This is a genomic window from Flavobacterium taihuense (assembly GCF_019351435.1).
Taxonomy (GTDB): Bacteria; Bacteroidota; Bacteroidia; order Flavobacteriales; family Flavobacteriaceae; genus Flavobacterium; species Flavobacterium taihuense.
The window spans coordinates 1-25,468 of the sequence record NZ_JAHWYN010000023.1 but is presented as its reverse complement, the minus strand read 5'-3'; the positions used below and the strand labels follow the sequence as shown (position 1 = coordinate 25,468).

The following is a 25,468-nucleotide window of genomic DNA, read 5'->3' as shown; positions in this document are numbered from 1 at the left end:
GCTATGAAAAAAAAAATACTTCTGGGAATGTCGCTTTGCTTGGTAATTGCAAGTTTAGGTTTAGTTTACCTCTATTCATATAAAGCGCATCGAGATATAAGTGCAGAAAAAGTGGATTATGTGGTTACTATTTCTGGACTTGAGAGCGAATTTACAGCCAATGAAAGATCGGCTTACACTAAATATCAAAATAAAATCATCGAATTAACAGCCACAATCTCTATGATTGATGCTACGAGCAAAGGGATTGTTCTCGGAGAAAAAGTATTCGCAACATTCAAAGACAGCTTACCAAAAAAAATAACATCGGGTAAAACACTAAAAATCAAAGGACGCTTTTTAGGATACGATGAATTATTGGGTGAATTCAAAATTGACGAAAGTTCAGTGACGAACTAAAACAAAAAAACTTAAAACTATATCTTATGAAAAATCTTGTACTCTTTTTATTTTTATATCCATTATTGACATACTCCCAAAATGATTTATTGTCGGGTGTAGATATTCCTGTTGCAAAAGAAAAAGTAAATTCTGCTTTTAAAGCTTTAAAAATTGTTAACCTAGAATCTACAAAACTGGCTGCAAAAGGCGATTTATACTTCGTTGTAGCACACCGTTTTGGATCTATCCAAGATGGATTTGAGGGTTTCTACGGATTGGATAACGCCAATACTCAAATCAAATTTATTTACGGTGTTGCGGATGGACTTCATGTGAGTGCCGCCAGAAATCAGTTGGCTTATGATTTTGCTGCAAAATATGCTTTGCTTCCTCAAATAAAAGGTGGTTTCCCAGTGACCATTGTAGGTTTTAATAGTTTGTCTATTAACAACACACTCAAAGAAAGTGTTTATCCTGAACTTAAATTCGAAAACAGATTGACGTATGTAGCGCAATTATTAATTTCTAGAAAATTCACTGAAAAACTTTCCTTGGAAGTGGTACCGACCTTCTTTCATGAAAATTTTGTAGAAAATGAAGCGCAAAGTAATTCACAATATGCTATAGGTTTTGGAGGAAGATACAAATTTGCTAAACGCTGGTCTTTAAATATCGATTATGCTGCACATTTAAATAGAGCTTCCAATTCGATATATAACAATCCATTATCTATCGGGTTTGATTTAGAAACCGGCGGACACGTTTTCCAAATGCATTTTACTAATTCCCAAGGAATCGATGAAGCGGGATATCTTGCAAGAACAACGGGCGATTGGTCAAAAGGCGACGTGTTTTTCGGGTTTAATCTCTCCAGAGTTTTCTAAAATGATTCGGATGTAGAGGCAATGATTTATTTAAAATAATTCTAAATTAATGTTTTTCCTCTCAAAAAAAACCAAGTTAAAAAAACACTCGTATATCATTTTAAAATTCAATCAATTTTAAAAAAAACTATCGGTATGAAAATTAACAAAACACTAAAAACAGGACTCTGGTCCGGATTAATCATTGTTGTGTTATTCCTAAGCATTATGCTTTTTCACATTATCACAGCCAAGCCAGCAGTTTATGAAAGTCCCAACCTACAAGTGAGTCGAATTGACTTTAAAACAACGATAGACTCTGTTCAGGCCAAACAAATATGTTCGGATTTAAGATCAATTAGAGGGTTAACCTCTGATTCTATTATTGTTAAAAGAAATGTGGTAGTCTATTTTCACAACAATAAAATCACTAATTCTAAAAAAGTCTATGACGAATTAATGAATAAAAGACCTTATGAAGCCCAACGTTACATTTTACCAGCAAGTTTAGCGCACAAACAAGTTTGTCCAATAGATCAAAATAGTTTCAGCTATAAAATGGCTAAATCATTAAATCAAATTTTTAATTAACCTTTAAATACTTTTTACAATGAAAAATTTTTCACAAATTACACTAGGCGTTTTAATCGTTGCATCTGCAGCGTTTACTTCATGCAACAATGACGATGATGCTCCAGCACCACCGGTAGCAAAAGCATCTATTTATGAGCGATTAGGCGGAACAAAAATGGTTTCTGATCCAGATAATATGGGCCAGATGATAGAACAGGGACGTTTGAGTTTCCGCAAAGTGGTAAACTCAACTATCGGATTAATTGTTGCAGATATTCAATCGAATGCAGCAGGTAATTTACAGGCCCATTTCGCTCCTGTATTAGCAGAAACAGGAACTACCCAATCTACTAATATTGCCAAGTTATCTGATAATTTGACCGATTTTTTCTCGTTCAACACAGGAGGTACTAGTGCGGTTAATACTTATTCAGGTCTTAGTATGGTTGCAGCTCACGATCCTGCGACAAATGCCCGTATGGGAACAAAATCTAGTAATGCCGATTATACTAAATTTGAAGGCTATGTTGGCGCGGCTGCCAATGCAAATGGAGTTGCTGCAAATACAGAACTTTATACCGATATTGTTGTTGTTTTGGAATCATTAAGAGCTCCAATTGTTCAAAAGTAATTTTGTCTGCTATAAAAACGCTGCCTTTTTTAGGTAGCGTTTTTATTTTAAAACGATTGTTTTTAAAATTTTCATTCCCATTAATTATTTATATGAAAGTGAATGATTTATCAATTCTTATGATACTTTATCAGAACCCTTAGCGATATTTTTGTATATAATATTCAACGCAAAAATAAAAGTGTTATTTAGATTCAATCTACACAGCAAACTATTGAAGGCTTGATTTCAGTATAAATGTTAATAAATGCTATTTAGAATTCTTATTTTGAATCATTTTTTCCACAGCGATATAAAAAGTTCTTCTAGCGTTGTTTTTATAAAATAGTAAGTAATAATTTTGTCAAACTTTTTAAGGAAAGTATAATATGGAAAATTTCAATATGTCCAAAACTACCACTTTTTACGCTTTAGGTTTAAGTTACAAAAAAGCAGATGCCACAATTAGAGGAAAATTTAGTTTAGATGCTAATGCGCAATCGGCCTTATTAGTACAAGCCAAAGCTGAAGGAATAAAATCATTAATTGTCACTTCTACCTGCAATAGAACGGAGATTTATGGTTTTGCCAATCATCCTTATGAGTTGATCAAATTACTTTGTGAAAACAGTAATGGTTCCGTAGAAGAATTTAGAGAAGTGGCTTATATCTACAAAAATCAAGAAGCAGTCAATCATATGTTTCGGGTAGGAACAGGTTTAGACAGTCAGATTTTGGGCGATTTTGAAATTATTAGCCAAATTAAAATTGCTTTTAATCAAAGTAAGTCACAGGATTTAGTAAATACATACCTAGATCGTTTAGTAAACTCGGTTATTCAAGCGAGCAAAAAAATTAAAACAGATACTGAAATTTCTTCGGGTGCAACATCCGTTTCGTTTGCATCCGTTCAATATATCATCCGAAATGTTGAAAACATTGGAGATAAGAATATTCTATTATTCGGAACAGGAAAAATAGGTAGGAATACTTGCGAAAACTTGGTAAAACATACTAAAAACGGTCATATCACTTTGGTAAACAGAACAAAGAACAAAGCCGAAAAAATAGCAGGAAAACTAAATGTTATTGTAAAAGATTATGTCAATTTGCAAGAAGAAATACAACAAACAGATGTATTGGTTGTAGCTACTGGCGCTAAAAATCCAACCATAGACAAAGCTGTGTTGAATCTAAAAAAACCATTATTGATTTTGGATTTATCTATTCCAAGAAATGTAAATCCAGATGTAGAACAAATCGATGGTGTAACCTTAATCCATTTGGATTATTTGTCTCAAATTACAGATGACACTTTGGAGAGAAGAAAATATCATATTCCTGCAGCCGAAGCCATTATCGAGGACATAAAATTAGAATTTAATACTTGGATGAATGGCCGAAAATATGCTCCAACCATTCATGCATTGAAAGCTAAATTAAATGATATTGTAGCGGGTGAATTGGCTTTTCAACGAAAAAAAATATCAAATTTTGATCAAGAACAAGCTGATTTAATCAGTGCAAGAATTATTCAAAAAATTACTAGTCATTTTGCCAGTCACTTAAAAGACGAAAATACCTCGGTAGATGAAAGTATTGAATTTATTGAGAAAGTATTTCAAATAGGGCAATCAGCATCAAAGAATACCCCCTCTGAAATCGAAGAAAAATACAAAATCAATTTATCCTAAATAATTTAAAACAGATAGTTCCTTAATATCTAAAGGATTCAAAAATAATATGGCTCAAAAAGTTATTAGAATAGGAACCCGTGATAGCGAACTCGCACTATGGCAAGCCCACACGGTACAAAAAAAGCTAAACAATTTAGACTATAAAACCGAGATTATTGCCGTAAAATCTCAAGGAGATATCATTCTGGATAAACCCCTTTACGAACTAGGAATCACTGGGATTTTTACCAAAACACTAGACATTGCAATGATCAACGGTCAAGTAGATATCGCTGTGCATTCTATGAAAGATGTCCCGACCGTTTTGCCTACTGGCATTGTTCAGGCTGCTGTTTTGGAAAGAGCCAATACTTTGGATATTTTGGTACACAAAGGAAATCTTGATTTTCTTAACGAATCAGGAACTATTGCCACAGGAAGCTTGCGCCGTCAAGCCCAATGGTGGAATAAATATCCCAATCACACCGTAGTCGACCTGCGAGGAAACGTGAATACCCGTATGCAAAAATTACAGGAAAATGATTGGAAGGGAGCCATATTTGCCGCTGCGGGTTTAGAACGCATCAACTTGAAACCAGAAAATTATATTAATCTCGATTGGATGATTCCAGCACCTGCGCAAGGAGCAATGGTTGTTGTAGCTATGGCCAGCGACGATTTTTGCCGAGATGCAGTTGCACAGCTGAATGATATAGAAACCGAAGTGTGTACGCATATCGAAAGACAATTTCTAAAAACTCTCGAAGGTGGCTGTACGGCACCAATCGGGGCTTTGGCGAGATATAACGAAATCGAAGACACCATCCACTTCAATGGAGTTTTATTTTCGCTTGACGGAAAACAAAAAATTGAAGTCAACAAAATAGTTCCCATCGAAGAATGGAAAAAATTAGGATATAACTCTGCTCAAGAAATTTTTGCAAACGGCGGAACAAAATTGATGGCAACGATAAAAGAAAGCTTAAAAAAATAAGGAGCGAAAGATTAGGCATTTTGGAAAGATGGGTTCCCGCTCTCATTCCAAATCCTTCTCGTCGAAAAGACGAGAGGGGATTTTTCCTTCCATCGGGGCTGAGAGAGAAATAATTGCTTTGCCTGTTCGATATCGCTCGGGTGGCTTTTTTCAGAATGATTCTAAAAAATAAAAAATGAGTAAAACGGTTATATTATCTACTAAAACCCTGTCGGATAATCAGCGACTACAACTTTTAAGTGCTGGTTTCGATGTATTCGAGGAGGATTTCATTTCGACGAAAAAGCAACAATTCGAACTCAATTCTATAAACGACAATTTGATTTTCACCAGTCAGAATGCGGCACAAAGTGTTTTGGAAAATTCAGATGTTGACAATTTGAAAACCAAAAATGTTTTTTGTGTTGGACTAAAAACGAAAATTCTATTATCCGAAGCTGGGTTCAACGTGGTTGCCTACACGGGTTATGCTGCTGATTTGGCCGAAATTATCGCTTTGATTTATAGCCAGGAAAGCTACACTTTCTTTAGCGGTAATCTACGAAAAGAAACATTGCCAAAAGCTTTGAAAGAGGCGGGTATAAAATTCAATGAAATTCAGGTTTACGAAACGCTATTGACTCCAATAAAGATTAAAGAGAAAATTGATTCCATTTTGTTTTTCAGCCCTTCGGGTGTTGAAAGTTACTTGAAAGACAATGTTATAAAAAAAGAAATTTGCTTTTGTATAGGCGAAACTACGGCAGAGGCATTAGATAAAATAACAAAAAACATCATCGTTGCAGACCAACCCAGTATTGAAGACGTGATTGAAGATGTAATCGAAGAATATAAGTAATCCCCCTAACCCCCGAAGGGGGAATTAAAAAAACGAATAAAAAATGATAAAAAACGATTTATTTTTAAAAGCTTTAAAAGGAGAAACAGTACAACGTCCACCCGTTTGGATGATGCGTCAAGCTGGAAGATATTTACCGGAATTCATTGCCTTGCGTGATAAATATGATTTTTTTACGCGTTGTCAGACACCAGAATTGGCTGCCGAAATCACTGTGCAACCTATCCGTAGAATTGCTCCCGATGCTGCTATTTTATTCTCGGATATATTGGTAGTGCCACAAGCAATGGGTATCGAGGTTTTGATGAAAGAGAGTTTTGGACCATTTTTGCCAAATCCTATTCGTACCATTCAAGATGTGGAGAAAGTGATTGTTCCCAATATTCAGGAAACATTGGGTTATGTGATGGATGCCATCAAATTAACCAAAGAAATGTTGAATGATGAGGTACCGTTAATTGGTTTCGCAGGATCTCCTTGGACAATCTTTTGTTATGCAGTTGAAGGAAAAGGTTCTAAAAGTTTTGATACCGCCAAAGGATTTTGTTTTACACATCCAGAAGCTGCTCATGTGTTATTGCAGAAAATTACCGATACCACCATTTTATACCTAAAAGAAAAAGTAAAAGCGGGAGTAGATGCCGTTCAGATTTTTGATTCTTGGGGAGGAATGCTTTCTCCAGTTGACTATCAAGAATTCTCTTGGAAATACATCAACCAGATCGTTGAAGCTTTGGCAGATGACGCGCCGGTTATTGTTTTTGGAAAAGGGTGTTGGTTTGCCCTTGGCGAAATGGGTAAAAGTAGAGCTTCGGCTTTAGGAGTAGACTGGACGTGTTCTCCAAGAAATGCAAGATATTTGTCTGGTGGAAATATTACTTTACAAGGGAACTTTGACCCAAGTCGTTTGCTTTCCCCAATACCGGTTATCAAGAAAATGGTGCACCAAATGATTGACGAATTTGGAAAAGACAAATACATCGTGAATTTAGGGCACGGAATTTTACCAAATATCCCTGTAGATCATGCTAAGGCGTTTATCGATGCGGTGAAGGAGTACGGGAATAAATAGTTGACAGTTGTTAGTTAATAGTTGTTGGAAAAATCATTATCAACTATCAACTGATGACTAGCAACCAACAACCAATAAAAATGCTAAACAAAAGCTTAAGAGACCAAGAAAGTATTCGAATTGACAATCTACTCAAAAAGTTGATGTCATTGGTTTATGTGCCTAAGTTTTGGAATTTGGAAGACCTTCAATATCTAGAGAATGATTTAAAAGGCTTGGCGATGAATGTCGAAAGTCTAACTGAGTTTACGGAAGAAGAATTAATCGTTCACTTGGAACGTCTTCATTTTGATTGGAATCATTTCGAGATATTTGCTGATTTTTTAATCCTTTTTTCTAAAGAAAGTCAGTTTGATTTTTCACCAAAAGCGATTGCCATTTACAATTATATTCAAGCGGAAAGTAAGACCTTCTCGTTTGAAATTTTTAACAAAATAGCTGTCGCTAGATCTAATAATGATTAAATAAGAAGGTTTCCATATTGAACCATTAGAGACAAGAGACACTAAAAGTCTTAGTAAATTAATGATTACTAATGCAGAAAGATTCAAAAGGTATTTTCCTAAAACGCTTTCCAGTAATTTGACGTTGGAAGCAACCGAAAGGTATATTGAAAGTAAAATAATCGAATTTGAAATTAAATCTGGTTTTACATTTGCGATAAAAGAGAAGGAAACCCAAACTATTATGGGACTTGTCATTCTAAAAAAAGTAGATTGGAAAACCAAACAAGCAGAAATAGCTTATTGTATAGGCAAAGAATATGAACGCAAAGGTTGGGTTACGAAAGCCGTGAAGGCCATTTCGAATTATGCTTTGAACGAATTAAATTTGGAAATCCTTCAAATCATAGCACACAAAACCAATTTGGCAAGTATTAAAGTGGCTGAAAATAATGGTTTTGTTTGGCAAAGAACACTTGTTGATGAATTTACTCCTACCTACGAACTTTCCTTAGATATGGAATTATATGAATATAAGAATGAAAAATAAATTTTACGCATACATACAAAACCTTCAAAACCAAATCTGTGCAGGATTGGAAACCGTTGATGGTCAAACCAAATTTCGTGAAGACCTTTGGGATCGTCCGGAAGGCGGAGGTGGTCGCACTCGTGTAATCGAAAACGGAGCAGTTTTTGAAAAAGGCGGAGTCAACATTTCGGCAGTACACGGAAAATTGCCCGAAGCGATGCAAAAAATGTTCAATGTAGGCGAAGCCGATTTTTTTGCCTGTGGATTGAGTTTGGTTTTGCATCCAAAAAATCCAATGGTACCAACGGTTCATGCTAATTGGCGCTATTTCGAAATGTATGACGATAATGGGAATGTGATTCAGCAATGGTTTGGTGGCGGTCAGGATTTAACGCCTTATTATTTGTTTGAAGAGGATGCGGTTCATTTTCATCAAACCTGTAAAACCGCTTGCGACAAACACAATCCAGAGTTTTACCCAAAATACAAAAAACAATGTGATGCTTATTTTTGGAATGCGCACCGAAACGAAGCCCGTGGAATTGGCGGTTTATTCTTTGACTATTGTAAAGCAACGGAAGGCCCGAGCGATAGCGAACAGGCGAAGCAAATGTCTATGGAAAATTGGTTTAACTTTGTTAGCGAAGTAGGGAATAGTTTCCTGGAAGCCTACGTTCCAATAGTAGAAAGAAGAAAAAATTTAAACTATACCCCAGAACAAAGGACTTGGCAAGAAATCCGTCGTGGGCGTTATGTCGAATTCAATTTGGTACACGATAAAGGCACTTTGTTTGGCTTAAAAACCAACGGTCGAATAGAAAGTATCTTGATGAGTTTACCTCCGCACGTGCAATGGGTATATGACCATCATCCTGAAGCGGGAAGTGAAGAAGAGAAATTATTGAAATTATTAGAAAAACCCAAAAATTGGATTGCAGATTGATGATTAACGATTTGTGATTGCAGATTTTTTCTGTTGTCGCCAATTTGTTTAAAATCATAATTCAGCAATCGTTAATCTAAAATCATAAATTAGTATGTTCCCATTACAAAGAGGTAGAAGATTACGTGTTAACGAATCCATTCGTTCATTAGTTCGTGAAACTACATTAAGTCCAACCGACTTTATGTTCCCGATGTTTATTGCCGAAGGTGAAAACATAGAAGTAGTTATCCCTTCTATGCCGGGAATCTTTCGTCGTTCGATTGATTTGACGGTAAAAGAAGTTAAAGAAATTTACGCTTTAGGAATTCGTGCAGTCAATATTTATGTAAAAGTGAGCGAAGATTTAAAAGACAATGAAGGTGTTGAAGCTTGGAGTCCAAACGGATTAATGCAACAAGCTATTCGCGCCATCAAAGCGTCTTGCCCGGAAATGATTGTAATGCCCGATGTGGCTTTAGATCCGTATTCTATCTATGGTCACGACGGAATCATTGCTAATGGTGATGTCGAAAACGATTCTACCGTTGCAGCTTTGGTGAAAATGGCTGTTTCACACGCACAAGCGGGAGCCGATTTTGTAGCACCATCAGACATGATGGACGGACGCGTTTTGCGTTTGCGTGAAGGATTGGACGCAGCAGGATTTCATCATGTGGGAATCATGAGTTATTCGGCCAAATATGCTTCGGCCTTTTACGGACCTTTCCGCGATGCGTTAGACAGCGCTCCAAAAGAATCTAATGTCGCCGTTCCCAAAGACAAGAAAACCTATCAAATGGATTATGCCAATCGCATCGAAGCCATCAAAGAAGCTTTATCAGATGTCGAAGAAGGAGCCGATATGGTAATGGTAAAACCTGGAATTGCCTATTTGGACATCGTTCGAGAAGTAAAAAATGCCGTAAATGTCCCTGTAACCGTTTTCCACGTATCGGGTGAATATGCCATGATTAAAGCTGCTGCCGAAAGAGGGTGGCTGGATCATGACAAAATAATGATGGAACAATTAATGTGTATCAAACGGGCAGGGGCCAGTCTAATTTCGACTTATTTTGCCAAAGAAGCCGCTATACTTTTAAATAAATAAAATATGCAAAAGCTATTAATTATTTTTACGCTCTTAGTTTTGGTTAGTTGTAAAAAAGAGAGCCAGGAACCTTTCGGAAAGCCTCAACAAACAGCAGATTCTACAACCATTAAATCTCCTGAAATTGTTGGAAAGGAAATTTTCGAAAACAAAGGAAATTGCATCGCGTGTCACTTGCCCGACAAAAAGCTTATTGGACCTAGTCTGCACGACATTGCGAAGATCTACAAAGATAAAAATGCTGATATGGTCGCATTTTTAAAAGGTGACGGCGAACCTATTGTAGACCCAAACCAGTACGAAGTAATGAAAACTAATTTTGCGATTACCGAGGAAATGTCAGACGAAGAATTACAAGCATTAGAAGCTTATATTTATTTCAATTTGAAATAAATTAGTTTTAGGACGGAGCTGTTTCCTGCTGTCCATTACAAGCTCTCCGTCATAAATCGTTTTTTCTACTGTGCCACAAGGAGCTTCCGTTGGTCGCTCTTGTAACACAAGAAAAAATTGATTTATTCCATCGAGGCTTTCCATTCTCATCAGGGCTAAAAAACAAGAACCATTGGTGTAAACGAGTGGTTTTTTTATTTTCATCCTTTTAAAATTCTTTGCAAACTTTGCAATAACTTTACTTCGTCAGTTCGCCTTCGCTCGGGTGTGTACTTTGCAGTTCAATTTATTCAAAATTATGGAAACAGTTTATATCAAAACCCCTTTGGGAATTGCCACAATTATGGGAGATGAAAATGGTATATCAGTAATTTCTGTTTCGGATGAAGGAATTCTTTCGGCAGACATTCCGACTGTTTTGCAAGAAGCCGTTACACAACTTAACGATTATTTCGAAGGAAAACGAACCGATTTTGATTTCAAACTCAATCCAAAAGGAACCGAATTCCAACAAAAAGTCTGGAATGCCTTACTCGAAATTCCATTTGGGAAAACCAGAACATATCTGGAACAGTCCAAAATTTTGGGAGATGTAAAAGCCATTCGAGCCGTAGCTTCCGCCAACGGAAAAAACCCGCTTTGGATTGTTGTTCCTTGTCACAGGGTCATTGGCACAGACGGTTCCCTCACGGGTTACGCAGGAGGATTATGGCGCAAAAAATGGTTGTTGGAACACGAGAATCCTACTACACAACAAAGTTTGTTTTAAGGATTTATTGAATAAATTTCTTATATTCGTTTTGCAAAACTTATAAAAGATGATTGAAAAAATAAACCTCAACAACATACTCTTCCTGGATATAGAAACCGTTCCAGAAGAAGAAAACTTCAATTCACTCGATTCCGAAATGCAATCGCTTTGGGAACAAAAAACATTGTACCAACGCAAAGACGAGTTTTCTGGAGAAGAATTCTATGACCGCGCCGGAATTTGGGCTGAGTTTGGCAAAATCGTTTGCATTTCGGTCGGGTATTTTACAATCAAAGGCGATATTCGAAATTTTAGAGTGACTTCCTTTTTTGGAGATGAAAAGAAAATTCTTAATGACTTCAATAATTTAGTAAACAATCACTTCAACCAACCGCAACACGTTTTGTGCGGGCACAATGCCAAAGAATTTGACATTCCATTTCTCGCCCGTCGAATGATTATCAATCAAATAGCTATTCCCAACAAACTGAATTTATTCGGCAAGAAACCTTGGGAAATCCCACATTTGGATACATTAGAATTATGGAAATTTGGCGATTACAAACATTTTACTTCCTTAAAATTAATGTGTAAAGTACTCGGAATTCCATCCCCAAAAGGCGATATTAACGGCAGTCAGGTGGGGCATGTTTTTTATGTAGACAAAGACATTGACCGCATTGTAACCTATTGCGAAAAAGACACTATTGCCGTAGCTCAGATTTTCCTCCGCCTTCGACGAGAAGATTTGTTAATTGAGGAAGAGATTATTCATGTCTAATTATCTAAGTTTAGTAAAATAAATCATTTGTTCGTCAACCACAAATTTCTAAATTCCATTTGTTTGTCGTAATCGGCAGCTTGTTTTTCGATATTAAAATACCGATGTCCTCTTGGGTCATTGCCAACGCCTGCAAGATAAGCCCAATTTCCCCAATTGCTGCAAACATCATAATCTATGAGCTCTTGTTCAAAATAGGCAGCTCCGATTCTCCAATCCATGTTGAGTTCGTTGCAAAAATAACTGGCTACATTTTGTCTTCCGCGATTGCTCATAAAACCAGTTTGCTTTAATTCTAACATATTAGCATTGATAAAATCAGATTTTGTTGTTCCGTTTATCCAGCTCCATAGCAAGCTTTCATTTAGTGATTTTGAGTTTTCCTTCTTGGTTTGAATTCCGGAATATAAGAAAAACTTGGTTTGGTATTTTTTGAACATAATTCTAAAAAAGTCGCGCCAGAGTAATTCAAAAACCAGCCAATACGTGGATTCATTTGCACCATATTCTTTTTCGTAGTTTTTGATTTCATGATAAATAGTTCTTGGAGAAATACATCCCAGTGCCAACCAAGGAGAAAATTTTGATGAATAATCAGCACCTACCATTCCATTTCTAGTTTCTTTGTAGGTAGACAATAACTTTGTTTCAAAAAAATAATGCATTAATCTTTTATCAGCTTCAGTCTCGCCTCCTTTAAATTGAATTGCTGCCCGAGAATCAATTGATATAGGTTCTAGTCCTAATTCTTCCAAACTTGGTAATTTTAATGCAGGAATCGTAGGAGATTTAATCGTTTCAGGAGGTTTAAATTTCGTTCGTATCTTGGCCTCATTTTCTGTTTTTTTTCTAAAGTTGGTAAAAACATCTGGAATGGTTTTTAGAGTAAAAGGCAAGTCTTCAGTATTATATAAAGTACTGGTACAAAAAGTCTCTAATTCACAATTAACTTTAAGCAACTCTTCTTGAACTAGCTTTTCTGTTTGTAGTTCCTCAAATGCAACTTCTCGTTTTGAAAAGACTTTTTGCGCACTAAATTGTTTTGCTATTTTAGGAATTTCAATCTCTGGTTTTCCTTTTACAATTAATAAACCAGAACCGATATTCCGTAGATTTTCATCCAAATCTCTTAATGATTCTAATAAAAATTGTGCTCTAATACTCCCTGTTTTTTTAAATCCATATTTAGTACATTCAAAATGAGCATCATCAAAGCAATAAACTGGAATAATCTGATCACTTTGTTCAATTGCTTTTAAAAGAGTCTCATTATCGGATATTCTCAGGTCGGTTTTGAACCAAACTACAGCTGTTTCCATCATAACTCATTTATATTTTTCAAATAGTAATCGGCTTGTTCAAGTATTTCAGATTTAGTTTCGACTTTCATTTTTCTCCAAAGATTATACATCATGCCAATTCGTGGGTTTTTGCCTAATTTCCCTTCGTTTTTATCATAGAAATTCCAATATAAGCTATTAAACGGACAGGCTTTGTCTCCTGTTTTTAGTGCTTTTTTATAAAAACAAGACCCACAATAATGACTCATTTTATCAATATAATTTGCAGAACTCACATAGGGTTTTGTACCTACTATTCCTCCATCTGCAAACTGGCTCATGCCTCGGGTATTGGTAATTTCAACCCATTGAATTGCATCAATATAAATACCCAGATACCAACGATCTACCTCATCTGGATGTATGCCTGCTAAAAGGGCAAAATTGCCGGTAATCATCAATCGTTGAATGTGGTGTGCATAACTGTAATCTAAAGATTGTTGAATAGCGTCTCTGAGACAATTCATTTTGGTTTTCCCTGTCCAATACCAATCTGGTAGTTTGGCTTCGTGATCAAAATAATTCATTGAAGCGTATTCGGGCATTTTATTCCAATAGATACCTCGCATGTATTCTCTCCAACCAATAATTTGCCTAACAAATCCTTCCAATTGATGGTATTCTATTTCGGTTGGTCGTTTATGCCATTCCTCAATGCATCTTTCAATAACTTCTTGAGGTGAAATCATTTTTATATTCATCGAAAAGGATAGTCTGGCATGGTACAAGGACCATTCATTGGGCGACATCGCATCTTGATAGCTCCCAAATAAAGGCAAACATTCGATGGCGAAAAAATCTAATAATTGCAACGATTGTTCTCTGTTAATGGGCCAAACAAAGTTTTTGGCGTCAATATTTCCTATAGTTTTAATATTGGTTTGGTTGATTTCGTCTACAATTTCTACCACATTATTATTGAACACCAATGGAGTCGTTGGTTTATGGTTTTTGGGTAGTTTTTTTCGATTATCACCATCAAAGTTCCATTTACCGCTAATTGGCTTGTCGCCTTCCATCAAAATATGGTGTTTTTTTCGCATGTAATGATAGAAACTTTCCATCAAAAACGTTTTTTTACGTTCAAAAAAAGTGCTCAATTCTACTCTTGTAGAAAAAAAATGTTCCGAATCGGCGATAGTACTTGGTATAGCTATTTTTTTGCTGAAATTTTTCAGCAGTTCGTCCAATCGGTATTCATCTGGTTTTTGAAATTCAAAATTGTTAAAATGATGTTTTTCAATTAGAGCCAAAATATTTTTATCAAATGACTGTAAGTTTGTCGGATCATTCAAATAAACATAGATAACGTTGTGATTGTTAGATTGTAATTCTGAGGCAAAATTTTGCATGGAAGCAAAGAAACCCACAATTTTCTGAATATGATGTTGGGCATAATCTGTTTCGGAGCGGATTTCCATCAAGACATAAGTTATAGCATCATCAGCGGTTTTGAACCAAGAATGATTGCTGTTGAGTTGATCGCCAAGAATTAATCGTAGAGTCTTTTTCATTTGTTTTCTGCAGATTATTTTATTCATTCTGCATTTGTCACTGCAGTATTAAACTTCATCTCAAACTTTTTCTCATTTTTTGCACCATACAAAAGGCTTTTTGTAAACCGCACATACTTTAATGGGTACGTTTTGGTTTTTTACCTTTCACATATAAATACTATTTAAAATTCTAAAATAAGGTATCGCCTGATCTTGATTGGTGTTTTGCGGCAAATTGACCATAGGATTTTATATTCAGTCTTTTAATTCTGTTCGTTCCCACTCAATTTTAACTAACGAACCTTCTGCCATAAAAACAGCTTCTGGTTGCGAATTTTTCAAAACAGAAAAGGATTTGCCATACATACCTTCAAAATCACAATCAATTGAGTAATCCAAAACTGCGTATGTTTTCCAGCTTAGGTGCTGTAGTTTATATTCTAATGTTTTAGTCGCATTTACTTTGGTATAGCCATAATAATGTTCGTAAATAAACTGTTCCAAACTTCCCGCTTTCATTGGATTTGCTTCATTTTTGGCTTCCACATAAATGCTATTCCACTTGGTATTCAAGAACCATTCAAAATTTACTTTGTTTGTATGTAGCCTTTTTTGAATTTGATGTCGGGTAGGAACTACTGTATAATGTTCTTTGTACAATTTATTGGCCATCCAAGCAACAATAGGATAAGGAATCGTTTCGTTTATAAAAACCACACCTCTTTTGATTTGATTGTTTTCTTTGCGAACAACATAGAACCTTAAATTAATTTCCTCAAAAGTTCCTAAACGCGGAATTGGAACACTGAAAATCTTGGTGTTTTTGAACATAAATCCAACAAGACTTACGTAGGCATTCCCTTCAAATAAATCCAATTCTACTCCCTTTGGCAAAAAGGGGTTGAGTAAATTTGAATCAATTATATAATTGGCCATAATGATGTGTTCCCAGTTTGCTTTCAAAAATATACTCATTTTTTCTTTTTGTTTTTTGTTTTTAATACGGTTCTCTTGGAATTTGGATTCGAAACATGTTTTTTCAAAATTCGTTTTCCTTCTTCTTTAACTTCTTCTTTTTTTCGAAAACTCCATACAATATCACTGGCATATTTTCTGGATTCTTCTATATTTACGATAGGATTTGGGTAATCCTTCCCTATTTCACAATTATAAAATTGTTGTTCTATAGCGTTCATTTTCCAAGGCTCGTGTAGTAATGAAACTGGAATTTCTGCTAGTTCTGGCAACCATTGTTTAATGAATATTCCTTCAGGGTCGTGCTCTTCCGAATTTTTAATAGGACTGTAAATGCGAATGGTATTGATTCCTGTAGTGCCCGACTGCATTTGTATTTGCGGATAATGAATGCCTGGTTCATAGTCCAAGAATTGCCTCGCAAGAAAATGAAGTTCACGCCAGTCTTGCCATAAGTTAAAAGTAAAAAATGATACCACCATAGCTCGCATTCTGAAATTGATATATCCTGTAGCTACCAAACACCGCATACAGGCATCAACAATTGGAACACCAGTTTTGCCTTCTTGCCAAGCTTTAATGTACGTTTCGTTTTTTGGTTTGACCAAAAGATTGTAGGCTTTATTAATATTCTCAAACTCCATAGTACATTCATCTTCAAACTTTTGTATAAAATGACAATGCCAATGCAATCTCGAGACAAAGTTGAGCATTGCTCTTTTGTTAGGTGAACTCTGGTAATGCTGATTGGTATATTGATAAATCATTCGCATACTGATGTTCCCGTACGTTAGATAGGGAGACATTCGGCTACAACCTTTGCGACTTAATGCTGGTTTTGATATGTGTTTGCTATAATTTACATGGCGCACTTTGACAAAACTATCCAGATACCTCCAGGCTAAATTCTCTCCACCTTGCTGAAAATTTTTATTTGGAGTAGTAATTTCAGTGTCTAGGGGATTTCCCTTTATGGCATCGTATTCATTTGGATCTAAAAGGATACAATTTAGATGGTCAATAGTAATCATTTTGGGTTCAGACCTCATTACTGTTTCCCATCGTTTGTCCCAATCTATTCTCGATTTCAATTTACGAATAACACCGTGCATTTGAGATTCTTCCCAACTAATGTTGTTTTCTTGAAAATAACTTTGCAAAAACAGATCTCTATCAAAAGTAATTTTATTCCCAATTTCTTGGTGAGAGAAAACAATTTTTATATCGTAAATGGCTTGTATTGCTTTAAAAACAACCGAAGCTTCTTCGTGAAAAATATATATTTTTGAAGTTGAACTTTTTAAGTTGTGTTGTAAATCTTGTATGGATTCATATACAAATCTCCAGTGCCGAATGTCTGAATCATCATAATTCATTACCAAAGGTTCAAAACAGTACAGCAATAACAAAGGTAATCCAGACTGATGCGCATTAAAAAGCGCTACGTTGTCTATTAAACGTAAGTCTCGTTTGAACCAAACAATATTTATGGCTCTTTTGTTCAAATTGATGCAATTGAAGTTATGGCTAAATTTGGTTTGGCATAGCTTAGTCTATCCAGTTTAATCGTCTTATGATAACTATCCAATCCAGAACAAGTAATTGTGTTTGCTTTTTCAATATCAATAAAGCCATCAGTAGATTGACACCCTTGCGGAAAATATATTTGTACAATCTCACCGATTACCATTTGAGTACTGTTGATTGTAATATCAATTTTTTCTTTGAATTCTATGCCCAGTTGTATGTTGCTTTCTTGTACAAAAGGAGCTTCAAAATTGTTTTTATATTCTGGTGTTAAACCTGTTACTTCAAATTCTGAAACCGATGGATTATATCTAGCCGAAGTTTGATGGGCTTGTTTGAAAATAGTTTCATTGACATGGTTTATGGTATAAAATCCAGTTTCAATGATGTTAATGAGAGTATCTCTATCGGGGGGTGAAGGGCGAAAGATCAAAGCTATCAAAGGGGGATGTGCTCCAATGTGAAAAATGGAACTGAAAACAGCCAAATTGGCATTCCCTTTTAATGATTTTGTTCCAATCAAACCAACGCTTTTAAATCCTCCGAGACTGTTGATAAGATGTGTTTTTTCTTGTTTGGATAAGGTTTTTATTTCTTGGGAATTTATAAATGTCTTTGTCATTATCTTTTTGATATTTTATTATTGGTGATGGCTCTTTGTAGCTCGCATTTATATCAATCTATTCCTTCGGTTCGCATGGCTATGTGCCAGTTTTGTATATTTCAACTAGTTGCGCCATTATTTATAACTCGAAAAAGCTAAGTTCTTTTTTCATTTATCCTCATACTTCTGAATCTCTCAATCCAAATTCATATTTCATGGCATCAAATAGGACATGATTTTCCTTATGTTATTTCAATAATTCAGTCCATTATTCTGTTGTCGAGTTCCGTTTTTGGAGTTGTTGTTGGTTTAGAGATTTTAGCATTCGTAAATTTATTTTGAGTAAACTATAATGGAATATAAAATCATTAGATATTTGGAAAAATAGCATTAGATAGCTCTAGTTTAATCCATTTTTTGTCGCTATTCAATTTGAAAGAGGCAATATGTTCTTTGTTCCATTCATGGGGTCCAATTAAGGATAAGAAATTAGTGCCATCATTGGAGGTGTACATATGATAGATTTCGCCAATAACGGGTTCAAATGAAAATTTACTGTTATATACTAAATCGTTCCATTCATACTCTTCCATTAATTTTTGGTACTGCTCTTTGAGCTGACTAAATTTATCTTCAAATTCTCTATTTACTTGATGGATTCCTCTTGTTTTCCAAGCCACTATATTATCTGTTTTTATTACTGGCGCACCAACTGTTGTGGCGTAGGGTAATAAATAAGCGTTATATCCTTCCACATCTGAGTATACTATGTTGTCCGGTTTTTGTTTTTCCACTTTGCTAAAAATATATTTGGCCCATAATTTGTTTAACGTTTAATTAAAAATGTTAAACAAAGATAGGTTTTATTTAGCATGAATTAAATTTTTAGCTAGAATTTAATATCTAATTATTATTATCGTCTACTATTCTTATTAAATAGAAAGATTTAAAAAAAGCTGAAGTCTTTTTTAATCAGACAAAAGATTCTTTTTACTGATATTAATTGAAACTGTTTGTTTTACTCCTTTAACTCAATACTCGAATATGATTTATGAATTAATTATTACATTTACAAAAATTATATATTATGGTATTAAGTAGATTTTGGCTCACTATTTTCATTTCTTCGATTGTATTTGTTGTAATTAGTTTGTTTACGGGTAATAGTTACACGATAGATTTTATTTTGAATGGAAAAAAAGACGACCCTATTTTACTTTCCGAAAAATACATCAATCAAGTTCCTGTTTTTATCAAAGACAGCATCAAAAATGCGCCAGACCAAACGATGATAATCAACAGAGATACCATTAATGCAGATACCACTTACGTTTATAAGAACAAAACCGTAAAGATTTTCAGTGGTGTTCAAAAATCAGATGGGCTTTTGCCAACCTGTAAAAGTACGTTGCTCGACTTAATCATACCACTTATTGCTTATTTGGCATTCTTCTGTGGATTGATGGAACTTTTAATCATTTCTGGAGCAACAGAGAAACTGGCTAGAGTTTTGAGTCCAGTATTTGTGAAAGTGTTTCCAAGTATTCCCAAAAATCATCCTTCGATTTCCTATATGACATTAAACTTTGCCGCCAATTTCTTGGGATTGGATTCCGCAGCTACACCTTTTGGATTAAAAGCCATGGAAAGTTTACAAGAAATAAACCCCGATAAGGACAAAGCCAGTGATGCTCAAATCATGTTCATGTGTTTGCATGCCTCAGGACTTACCTTAATTGCAACGTCTATCATTGGTTATCGTGCTGCTGCAAATGCGACCAATCCTGCCGATGTTATGTTGCCGTGTATTATCACCTCTTTTATCGGTACCATTGCTGCTTTTTTGATTGTTGGAATTAAGCAAAAAATTAATTTTAAAAGCGCCTCTTTGGTAATCGGTTTAATGACATTGATAGCTGCAATTGTGGGTTTATTAATGTATGTAAACCATTTGGATCTAATTGGTAAAAATTATTTTACATCCAATCTTTCTGCATTGATATTGGTTGGTATTATAGCTTTTACATTGATCTTATCCTTTATTAAAGAAAAGAAATTCACAGAAGCCAATACAACGGTTTATGAAACCTTTGTGTCTGGAGCCAATAATGGAGTTAAAACGGGCGTTACCATTTTTCCTTATGTCTTAGGAATGTTAGTGGCTATTTCTTTGTTCAGGAACAGTGGTTTATTTGAAATTATTAGTGAATGGATTGCTTATGGATTTTCAAATTTGGGAGTAAGTAAAGAAATCACCGATGCTTTACCGGTAGCATTGCTTAGACCTTTTAGTTCTGCGGGTTCACGAGGGTTTTTAATTGATTCGATGAATACTTTTGGTGCCGATTCCTTAACGGGAAGATTAAGTAGTATTTTTCAATGCAGTGCCGAGAGTACTTTTTATGTGATTGCGGTTTACTTTGGTTCGGTTAACATAAAAAATTCACGATACGCTTTAAGTACTATGCTTTTGGTTGATCTAATTTGTGTGATAACCGCTATTTTGGTAGCGAGTTGGTTTTTTTAAAAATGCAGTGTTATTATAAATTCAATAAAATAGAAGTTTTTGCTTTGTTTTTAATAAAGTATTAAGCATAAAAAAGCCTCACAGAAATGTGAGGCTTTTCGTTTTTAGAAAAAGAAAAATTATTTCTTAATCAACTTTTTAGTCATTGTTTTTTGACCATCATTTATTTCAATGATATAAGTACCAGTACTTAATTTATTAACATTAATTGCGTTTTCAGAAAGTTTTCCTGCATCTACTTGTTGCCCCAAATAGTTGATAATTCGGTAAGAAACTTTTCTGTTGTCAGCCATGCTAATGTTTACGAAACTGTTAGTTGGGTTTGGATAAATTGTATAATCAAATAAATTATTCTCATTGCCCAATTCACTTGCAATTGTATTATTAAATCCTGTTATTGCTGCTGCACCAATGTTTACCGTATAATCTTCTACCTCTCCATAAGAGAACGTTTCACAAGCAGTTTGAGCAGCGTTGTATTTCATAGACACTCTCATTCTTGTAGTTCCTGCCAAAGCAGTTGTTGGAACAGTAAAAGTATAGGAAAGATTAGTACTCAGAGAAGAGGAACCTGCTACCATTTGCTCAGAAGTTTCGAAAGTTCCATTTTTATTAAAATCGATCCAAACTCTCCAATATTCAGTGTAAGCTGTACTCGCAAAAGCAGCACTCAAAATTATTGTATTTGAACCGTAAGGCAAGTTTCCAGTTAAGTTGGTGAAGTTTCCATAACCTGCATTTGCACCAGTAGCATTTGCAATACCTCCAATTGCTACATTATCAATGTATTCATAAGCAACACTGCTTCCTTTAGAAGTACAATAGGTAATTGTTGATGCCGTTGTCGTTACATTAACTGCAGTACTTGCAGCAGAAAGGTTACCTGCAGCATCTTTGGCTTTTACTGTGAAAGTATAGGCAGTACTTGCTGTTAAACCAGTTACAGTGTAAGCCAATCCTGTAACAGTTGTTACTAATGTAGTACCATTATAAACATTATATCCAGTTACTGCTACATTGTCTGTCGAAGCTGCCCAAGTCAAATTTGTAGTCGTTGATGTGGTTCCAGCAGCGGCCAAACTTGTTGGTGCTGTTGGTGCAGTAGTATCAGAAGAACCAGAATAGGCTGCTCCAACACCCACTGCATAAAAAGCATTTGTGGTTGCTATTACTTCTGCCGAACCCGCTCCATAAAGATCCGTAGCAGATTGAATTCCGTAAGTTCGGGCATTGGCATAAGTTGAGTTTGCTGACAAATACACACTCTCTAAACGATAGGCAATTTTGGCAGCTTTATCAATTGTAATTCCTGTAACATTATAGGCGCTTCCGATATCATTTGTACCTGATTTACCAACTGATAAAATGTAAAACCAATGGTTTAAAACTCCAGAATTTCTATGAACACCACATTGATCATTCGAGCTTGATGGGGTGCAGCTTACATTGTACCAATTGGTTCCTCCATAAGTATCAGGTTGCCCTTCTGTTTTTGGATTGCTCATGGATCTTAAAGATAAATGTCCTGTTCTTCTTTCGATGTCTTCACCAATCAGCCATGTTGATTTTGTTGGTGCTGCTCTGTATTCTATACAGGCTCCCCAAATATCGGAGAACGCTTCATTCATGGCTCCTGATTCTTTTTGGTAGGCCAGATTTGCCGTATAGGTACAAACTGCATGTCCTATTTCGTGTCCAGCAACATCCAGTGCGGTAAGAATATCAAATCCACCAGTTCCACTTCCATCTCCGTAAGTCATAACACTACCGTTCCAAAAAGCATTGTTGTTGTCTGGGTAACCAGCAGCAATTAAATTATAATGTACATAGCTTTTTATTTTTGCCCCTGCGTTGTCATAACTATTTCTTGCATGCACTGCTGACCAATAATCGTACGTCATTTCTGCTCCCCAATGAGCATCTAAGGCTCCATTGTCTTTGTTGGTGTTGTTGAATTCAGCGGCCGTCCAGTTATTATCCGCATCCGTAAAATTTGTTGTTGGATAGGTTGCAGTTCTTGCAGAATTATACGTTTGAACCCCATTTCCTCTAGTTCCATCCGATAAAATATAAGACAAACCACTTAAAGTTGTTTGTAATGTCTGAGTTCCACTATATCGTGTTGCAGCATTTGCAGCAACAATGGCAAAATTTACTTTGTCCGCGTTAGTTCCTTTTTTTTCTGAAGAAACAGTTTTCCCCCCATGACTAAATTCTCCCAAATGCTTAATGGTTGCATTATAAAATAACGTTTGTCCAGTTTCGGCATCAATATAAATATCCCCACGACTAATAGGATTTGTGGCATAGATATCGAATTTATAAGCCAAACGAACATTGTCTTTTTTGCGTTTAAGACCTTGTTCTTCCATTGATGGTAACAAAACAAGTTCGCCTTTTGGTTTGGAATAATTCATTACAGTTGCATCCGCTTGATTTTCCCATAAATAGTTTTTAGCTCCAATTTGATTTAAGGCCTTTTCAAATGCAGCTTCGGCAGAAAGGGTTGGTTTTGTATTTACTTTGTTGATAGTATAATACTCACCACTCATTGATGCTATTTTATCATTTTTAGAATGAATACTGTATGTTGCAAATTCTACTTTAATTCCCTCATGATATAATTGGAATTTTTCGTGTGTAAATCCGTCTTTATCTGATTCCGCTTTAATTTTAGAATACGTTTGTTTATTATCTAATTTTAATTGGTCTTTTAATGCCTTTTGAAAATCAGATCTTTTATACTCTGATTTTTCATTGAAAGTTATTAAACTTGGAGATCCATTCTCTGATAAATTTTTCTGACTGATGCCTTTCTCAGTTTTTTGCGCAAAACTTGTCAATGATAACATTGATGAGGCGAATGTTAGGACAATGATTTTTTGTAATTTTTTTTCCATTTGGGTTAGTTTGGTTAATTATTAAATTGTAAATTTTATAACAAAGTCAAATGTATTTGTTGTAAAATAATTACAGTAGCGTATAAATACCTGATTATATGATTGTGTTTTTTGATTTAATGATAAAAATCTAAGCGAGTAGATTTTTAGGTTAATATTTATAGAAAGAGATTAAAAGTGGTTTAATAATTTAAATTTTGAGGTTTGTCATCAATTTGTCTAATTCAAATCGAAGGTTTTCAGTAATTATTTAATTGTTTTCAAACAATTTGGTATGGAAGGTGATATAAATCAGTTATGATTCTTTGAACAATTCTTATATTTGGCTTTCTTTAAAAAAAATCAAATTATGGACTTTATATACCAGGATCCTTATCCAATTTTAAAAGACGATACACAATATCGTAAAATTACTTCAGATTATGTAAATGTGGAAAAACTCGGAGAAAGAGAAATCCTTACCGTTGACCCAAAAGGATTGGAGTTATTGGCTCAAGAAGCGTTGAAGGATGTATCATTTATGTTACGTACTGCGCATTTGGAAAAATTAAAAGCGATTCTTGATGATCCGGAAGCGACCGATAACGATCGTTTCGTTGCTTATAATTTATTGCAAAATGCAGTTGTGGCTATCGATGGGGAGTTGCCTTCTTGTCAGGACACAGGAACAGCGATTGTAATGGCCAAAAAAGGAGAAAACGTATATACAGGTGTGGATGATGCTGAATGGCTTTCCAAAGGGATATTTAACACTTATCAAGAGCGTAACCTTCGTTATTCCCAAATTGTACCAATTAGTATGTTTGAGGAAAAGAATTCCGGTTCTAATCTTCCGGCTCAGATTGATATTTATGCTAAAAAAGGAGCTTCGTATGAGTTTTTGTTTTTAGCAAAAGGTGGAGGTTCTGCCAATAAAACGTATTTGTATCAACAAACAAAGTCGTTATTGAATGAAAAATCGCTGGATGCTTTCATTCGTGCAAAAATTATGGATTTGGGAACTTCGGCTTGTCCGCCGTATCACTTGGCTTTAGTGATAGGAGGAACATCTGCGGAAGCAAATTTGGCCGCCGTTAAAAAAGCATCTGCAGGTTATTTTGATCATTTGCCTACTACAGGTAACATGGCGGGTCAGGCTTTCCGTGATTTGGAATGGGAAAAGAGAGTACAGTTGATTTGCCAACAAAGTCAGATTGGAGCACAATTTGGTGGTAAATATTTCACTCACGATGTTCGAGTAATTCGTTTGCCACGTCACGCTGCTTCTTGTCCGGTTGGATTGGGAGTTTCTTGTTCGGCTGATAGAAATATAAAAGGAAAAATTACCAAAGACGGTATTTTTGTAGAACAATTGGAAGTAAACCCAAAACGTTTGTTGCCGAAAACAGCGCCACATTTGGAACCCGCTGTCGAGATTGATTTGAATCAGCCAATGGCCGATATTCTTAAAAAATTATCGCAATACCCTATCAAAACACGTTTAAAATTAAACGGAACGCTGATTGTAGCTCGTGATATTGCTCACGCCAAAATCAAAGAATTATTGGATGCCGGTAAACCAATGCCAGAATACTTTAAAAACCACCCAATCTATTATGCAGGACCTGCAAAAACTCCAGAAGGAATGGCTTCAGGAAGTTTTGGGCCAACAACAGCCGGTAGAATGGATGTTTATGTAGAAGAGTTCCAAAAAAATGGAGGTAGTATGGTGATGCTTGCCAAAGGAAACAGAACCAAAGCTGTGATGAACGCTTGTAAAACCTACGGCGGATTCTATTTGGGCTCTATTGGAGGTCCTGCAGCTATTTTAGCCAAAGAAAACATACTTTCTGTTGAAGTAGTAGATTTTGAAGAGCTAGGAATGGAAGCGGTCCGTAAAATCACTATTAAAGATTTCCCTGCTTTTATTATCACTGATGATAAAGGAAATGATTTCTTTGAGAATCTTTAGAAAAAAAGAATTTATATAGTGGAGACCGTCAATATACCATTAAAACTTAAATTTTGGACATAAAAAAAAGCAACTCAATTGAGCTACGGTCTGGACACATCTCTAAAAAGCATCCAGCCTTGCATAATTGCGGCGAATTTTTGAAGACCAATCCAAAAGGTTGTGATGCCAGGTTTTCTCTCTGAAAGATAACCTTTCCAGCCTCCTA

The 25,468-nt window shown here is 35.4% G+C and carries 25 protein-coding genes; 17 read left to right on the top strand and 8 right to left on the bottom strand.

Annotation, left to right across the window (positions count from 1 at the left end):
- Positions 1–3: 3 nt before the first annotated feature.
- From KZH69_RS18155 to KZH69_RS18095, 13 genes are all read left to right on the top strand, one after another.
- On the top strand, positions 4–399 hold the full coding sequence (locus KZH69_RS18155) for an OB-fold protein (RefSeq protein ID WP_219318899.1): 396 nt from the start codon (positions 4–6) through the stop codon (positions 397–399).
- A 26-nt stretch (positions 400–425) separates the two neighbouring features.
- Positions 426–1,265, top strand: coding sequence for a DUF5777 family beta-barrel protein (locus KZH69_RS18150; protein WP_219318898.1), 840 nt, complete (start codon positions 426–428; stop codon positions 1,263–1,265).
- Between the two features lie 135 nt (positions 1,266–1,400).
- Positions 1,401–1,835 carry a hypothetical protein gene (locus tag KZH69_RS18145; RefSeq protein WP_219318897.1) on the top strand — a complete coding sequence of 145 codons (435 nt, stop codon included), beginning with the start codon at positions 1,401–1,403 and terminating at the stop codon, positions 1,833–1,835.
- A gap of 19 nt (positions 1,836–1,854) precedes the next feature.
- A complete protein-coding gene (locus KZH69_RS18140; protein WP_219318896.1) occupies positions 1,855–2,448 on the top strand; it encodes a globin family protein in 594 nt (197 codons plus the stop codon).
- 368 nt (positions 2,449–2,816) lie between these two features.
- Positions 2,817–4,121: a glutamyl-tRNA reductase gene (hemA, locus tag KZH69_RS18135; protein ID WP_219318895.1), complete on the top strand. Its 1,305-nt coding sequence runs from the start codon at positions 2,817–2,819 to the stop codon at positions 4,119–4,121.
- Between the two features lie 49 nt (positions 4,122–4,170).
- The gene (gene hemC / locus KZH69_RS18130) at positions 4,171–5,097 is read left to right on the top strand and encodes a hydroxymethylbilane synthase (RefSeq protein WP_219318894.1); all 927 of its coding nucleotides are present in this window, start codon (positions 4,171–4,173) and stop codon (positions 5,095–5,097) included.
- Positions 5,098–5,272: 175 nt separating this feature from the next.
- Entirely contained in the window at positions 5,273–5,935 is a 663-nt protein-coding gene (locus KZH69_RS18125) for a uroporphyrinogen-III synthase (protein ID WP_219318893.1), read from the top strand.
- 43 nt (positions 5,936–5,978) lie between these two features.
- Positions 5,979–7,007 (top strand): uroporphyrinogen decarboxylase, encoded by a 1,029-nt coding sequence (hemE, locus tag KZH69_RS18120; RefSeq protein ID WP_219318892.1) that lies wholly within the window; start codon positions 5,979–5,981, stop codon positions 7,005–7,007.
- A gap of 80 nt (positions 7,008–7,087) precedes the next feature.
- Entirely contained in the window at positions 7,088–7,471 is a 384-nt protein-coding gene (locus KZH69_RS18115) for a hypothetical protein (RefSeq protein WP_219318891.1), read from the top strand.
- Between the two features lie 16 nt (positions 7,472–7,487).
- Positions 7,488–8,000, top strand: a complete 513-nt coding sequence (locus KZH69_RS18110) for a GNAT family N-acetyltransferase (RefSeq protein WP_369410684.1) — start codon at positions 7,488–7,490, stop codon at positions 7,998–8,000.
- Positions 7,990–8,925, top strand: a complete 936-nt coding sequence (hemF, locus tag KZH69_RS18105) for an oxygen-dependent coproporphyrinogen oxidase (protein ID WP_219318889.1) — start codon at positions 7,990–7,992, stop codon at positions 8,923–8,925. Before KZH69_RS18110 ends, hemF begins: the two co-directional genes overlap by 11 nt.
- Positions 8,926–9,019: 94 nt before the next feature.
- A complete protein-coding gene (gene hemB / locus KZH69_RS18100; protein ID WP_219318888.1) occupies positions 9,020–10,015 on the top strand; it encodes a porphobilinogen synthase in 996 nt (331 codons plus the stop codon).
- A gap of 3 nt (positions 10,016–10,018) precedes the next feature.
- Entirely contained in the window at positions 10,019–10,408 is a 390-nt protein-coding gene (locus KZH69_RS18095) for a c-type cytochrome (RefSeq protein WP_219318887.1), read from the top strand.
- Here the strand turns inward: KZH69_RS18095 and KZH69_RS18090 are convergent.
- A complete protein-coding gene (locus tag KZH69_RS18090) occupies positions 10,376–10,612 on the bottom strand; it encodes a hypothetical protein (RefSeq protein ID WP_219318886.1) in 237 nt (78 codons plus the stop codon). The genes KZH69_RS18095 and KZH69_RS18090 overlap by 33 nt on opposite strands.
- Positions 10,613–10,706: 94 nt before the next feature.
- Here KZH69_RS18090 and KZH69_RS18085 point away from each other — a divergent pair, with 94 nt between their 5' ends.
- A complete protein-coding gene (locus tag KZH69_RS18085; protein WP_219318885.1) occupies positions 10,707–11,177 on the top strand; it encodes a methylated-DNA--[protein]-cysteine S-methyltransferase in 471 nt (156 codons plus the stop codon).
- Positions 11,178–11,226: 49 nt separating this feature from the next.
- Positions 11,227–11,940 (top strand): 3'-5' exonuclease, encoded by a 714-nt coding sequence (locus tag KZH69_RS18080; protein ID WP_219318884.1) that lies wholly within the window; start codon positions 11,227–11,229, stop codon positions 11,938–11,940.
- Positions 11,941–11,963: 23 nt separating this feature from the next.
- On the opposite strand, the gene KZH69_RS18075 is transcribed toward KZH69_RS18080, so the two are convergent.
- From KZH69_RS18075 to KZH69_RS20730, 6 genes are all read right to left on the bottom strand, one after another.
- On the bottom strand, positions 11,964–13,259 hold the full coding sequence (locus KZH69_RS18075) for a DASH family cryptochrome (protein WP_219318883.1): 1,296 nt from the start codon (positions 13,257–13,259) through the stop codon (positions 11,964–11,966).
- Complete coding sequence (locus KZH69_RS18070; protein ID WP_219318882.1) at positions 13,259–14,794, bottom strand: cryptochrome/photolyase family protein; 1,536 nt, start codon at positions 14,792–14,794, stop codon at positions 13,259–13,261. The genes KZH69_RS18075 and KZH69_RS18070 overlap by 1 nt, the downstream gene beginning before the upstream one ends.
- Positions 14,795–15,031: 237 nt before the next feature.
- Positions 15,032–15,751: a YqjF family protein gene (locus KZH69_RS18065; protein ID WP_219318881.1), complete on the bottom strand. Its 720-nt coding sequence runs from the start codon at positions 15,749–15,751 to the stop codon at positions 15,032–15,034.
- Positions 15,748–17,256 carry a cryptochrome/deoxyribodipyrimidine photo-lyase family protein gene (locus KZH69_RS18060; protein ID WP_219318880.1) on the bottom strand — a complete coding sequence of 503 codons (1,509 nt, stop codon included), beginning with the start codon at positions 17,254–17,256 and terminating at the stop codon, positions 15,748–15,750. The genes KZH69_RS18065 and KZH69_RS18060 overlap by 4 nt, the downstream gene beginning before the upstream one ends.
- The gene (locus tag KZH69_RS18055; protein WP_219318879.1) at positions 17,253–17,900 is read right to left on the bottom strand and encodes a flavin reductase family protein; all 648 of its coding nucleotides are present in this window, start codon (positions 17,898–17,900) and stop codon (positions 17,253–17,255) included. Before KZH69_RS18055 ends, KZH69_RS18060 begins: the two co-directional genes overlap by 4 nt.
- 350 nt (positions 17,901–18,250) lie before the next feature.
- Positions 18,251–18,676, bottom strand: a complete 426-nt coding sequence (locus KZH69_RS20730; protein WP_219318878.1) for a DUF2452 domain-containing protein — start codon at positions 18,674–18,676, stop codon at positions 18,251–18,253.
- Between the two features lie 293 nt (positions 18,677–18,969).
- Here KZH69_RS20730 and KZH69_RS18045 point away from each other — a divergent pair, with 293 nt between their 5' ends.
- Entirely contained in the window at positions 18,970–20,409 is a 1,440-nt protein-coding gene (locus KZH69_RS18045) for a nucleoside recognition domain-containing protein (protein ID WP_219318877.1), read from the top strand.
- A 119-nt stretch (positions 20,410–20,528) separates the two neighbouring features.
- On the opposite strand, the gene KZH69_RS18040 is transcribed toward KZH69_RS18045, so the two are convergent.
- Complete coding sequence (locus tag KZH69_RS18040; protein WP_219318876.1) at positions 20,529–23,309, bottom strand: M4 family metallopeptidase; 2,781 nt, start codon at positions 23,307–23,309, stop codon at positions 20,529–20,531.
- 349 nt (positions 23,310–23,658) lie between these two features.
- Between KZH69_RS18040 and KZH69_RS18035 the strand changes: the two genes are divergently transcribed.
- Positions 23,659–25,260 (top strand): fumarate hydratase, encoded by a 1,602-nt coding sequence (locus KZH69_RS18035; protein WP_219318875.1) that lies wholly within the window; start codon positions 23,659–23,661, stop codon positions 25,258–25,260.
- Positions 25,261–25,468 lie beyond the last annotated feature (208 nt).

What these genes read in the sequence shown, in the direction of transcription:
- KZH69_RS18095 (WP_219318887.1), top strand. Translation starts at nt 10,019, where the DNA reads ATGCAAAAGCTATTAATTATTTTTACGCTCTTAGTTTTGGTTAGTTGT.
- KZH69_RS18070 (WP_219318882.1), bottom strand. Translation starts at nt 14,794, where the DNA reads ATGAAAAAGACTCTACGATTAATTCTTGGCGATCAACTCAACAGCAAT.
- KZH69_RS18090 (WP_219318886.1), bottom strand. Translation starts at nt 10,612, where the DNA reads ATGAAAATAAAAAAACCACTCGTTTACACCAATGGTTCTTGTTTTTTA.
- KZH69_RS18145 (WP_219318897.1), top strand. Translation starts at nt 1,401, where the DNA reads ATGAAAATTAACAAAACACTAAAAACAGGACTCTGGTCCGGATTAATC.
- KZH69_RS18140 (WP_219318896.1), top strand. Translation starts at nt 1,855, where the DNA reads ATGAAAAATTTTTCACAAATTACACTAGGCGTTTTAATCGTTGCATCT.
- KZH69_RS18045 (WP_219318877.1), top strand. Translation starts at nt 18,970, where the DNA reads ATGGTATTAAGTAGATTTTGGCTCACTATTTTCATTTCTTCGATTGTA.
- KZH69_RS18040 (WP_219318876.1), bottom strand. Translation starts at nt 23,309, where the DNA reads ATGGAAAAAAAATTACAAAAAATCATTGTCCTAACATTCGCCTCATCA.
- KZH69_RS18150 (WP_219318898.1), top strand. Translation starts at nt 426, where the DNA reads ATGAAAAATCTTGTACTCTTTTTATTTTTATATCCATTATTGACATAC.
- hemA (WP_219318895.1), top strand. Translation starts at nt 2,817, where the DNA reads ATGGAAAATTTCAATATGTCCAAAACTACCACTTTTTACGCTTTAGGT.
- KZH69_RS18115 (WP_219318891.1), top strand. Translation starts at nt 7,088, where the DNA reads ATGCTAAACAAAAGCTTAAGAGACCAAGAAAGTATTCGAATTGACAAT.
- KZH69_RS18080 (WP_219318884.1), top strand. Translation starts at nt 11,227, where the DNA reads ATGATTGAAAAAATAAACCTCAACAACATACTCTTCCTGGATATAGAA.
- KZH69_RS18085 (WP_219318885.1), top strand. Translation starts at nt 10,707, where the DNA reads ATGGAAACAGTTTATATCAAAACCCCTTTGGGAATTGCCACAATTATG.
- KZH69_RS18155 (WP_219318899.1), top strand. Translation starts at nt 4, where the DNA reads ATGAAAAAAAAAATACTTCTGGGAATGTCGCTTTGCTTGGTAATTGCA.
- KZH69_RS18075 (WP_219318883.1), bottom strand. Translation starts at nt 13,259, where the DNA reads ATGGAAACAGCTGTAGTTTGGTTCAAAACCGACCTGAGAATATCCGAT.
- hemE (WP_219318892.1), top strand. Translation starts at nt 5,979, where the DNA reads ATGATAAAAAACGATTTATTTTTAAAAGCTTTAAAAGGAGAAACAGTA.
- hemB (WP_219318888.1), top strand. Translation starts at nt 9,020, where the DNA reads ATGTTCCCATTACAAAGAGGTAGAAGATTACGTGTTAACGAATCCATT.
- KZH69_RS18065 (WP_219318881.1), bottom strand. Translation starts at nt 15,751, where the DNA reads ATGAGTATATTTTTGAAAGCAAACTGGGAACACATCATTATGGCCAAT.
- hemC (WP_219318894.1), top strand. Translation starts at nt 4,171, where the DNA reads ATGGCTCAAAAAGTTATTAGAATAGGAACCCGTGATAGCGAACTCGCA.
- KZH69_RS18055 (WP_219318879.1), bottom strand. Translation starts at nt 17,900, where the DNA reads ATGACAAAGACATTTATAAATTCCCAAGAAATAAAAACCTTATCCAAA.
- hemF (WP_219318889.1), top strand. Translation starts at nt 7,990, where the DNA reads ATGAAAAATAAATTTTACGCATACATACAAAACCTTCAAAACCAAATC.
- KZH69_RS18125 (WP_219318893.1), top strand. Translation starts at nt 5,273, where the DNA reads ATGAGTAAAACGGTTATATTATCTACTAAAACCCTGTCGGATAATCAG.
- KZH69_RS18035 (WP_219318875.1), top strand. Translation starts at nt 23,659, where the DNA reads ATGGACTTTATATACCAGGATCCTTATCCAATTTTAAAAGACGATACA.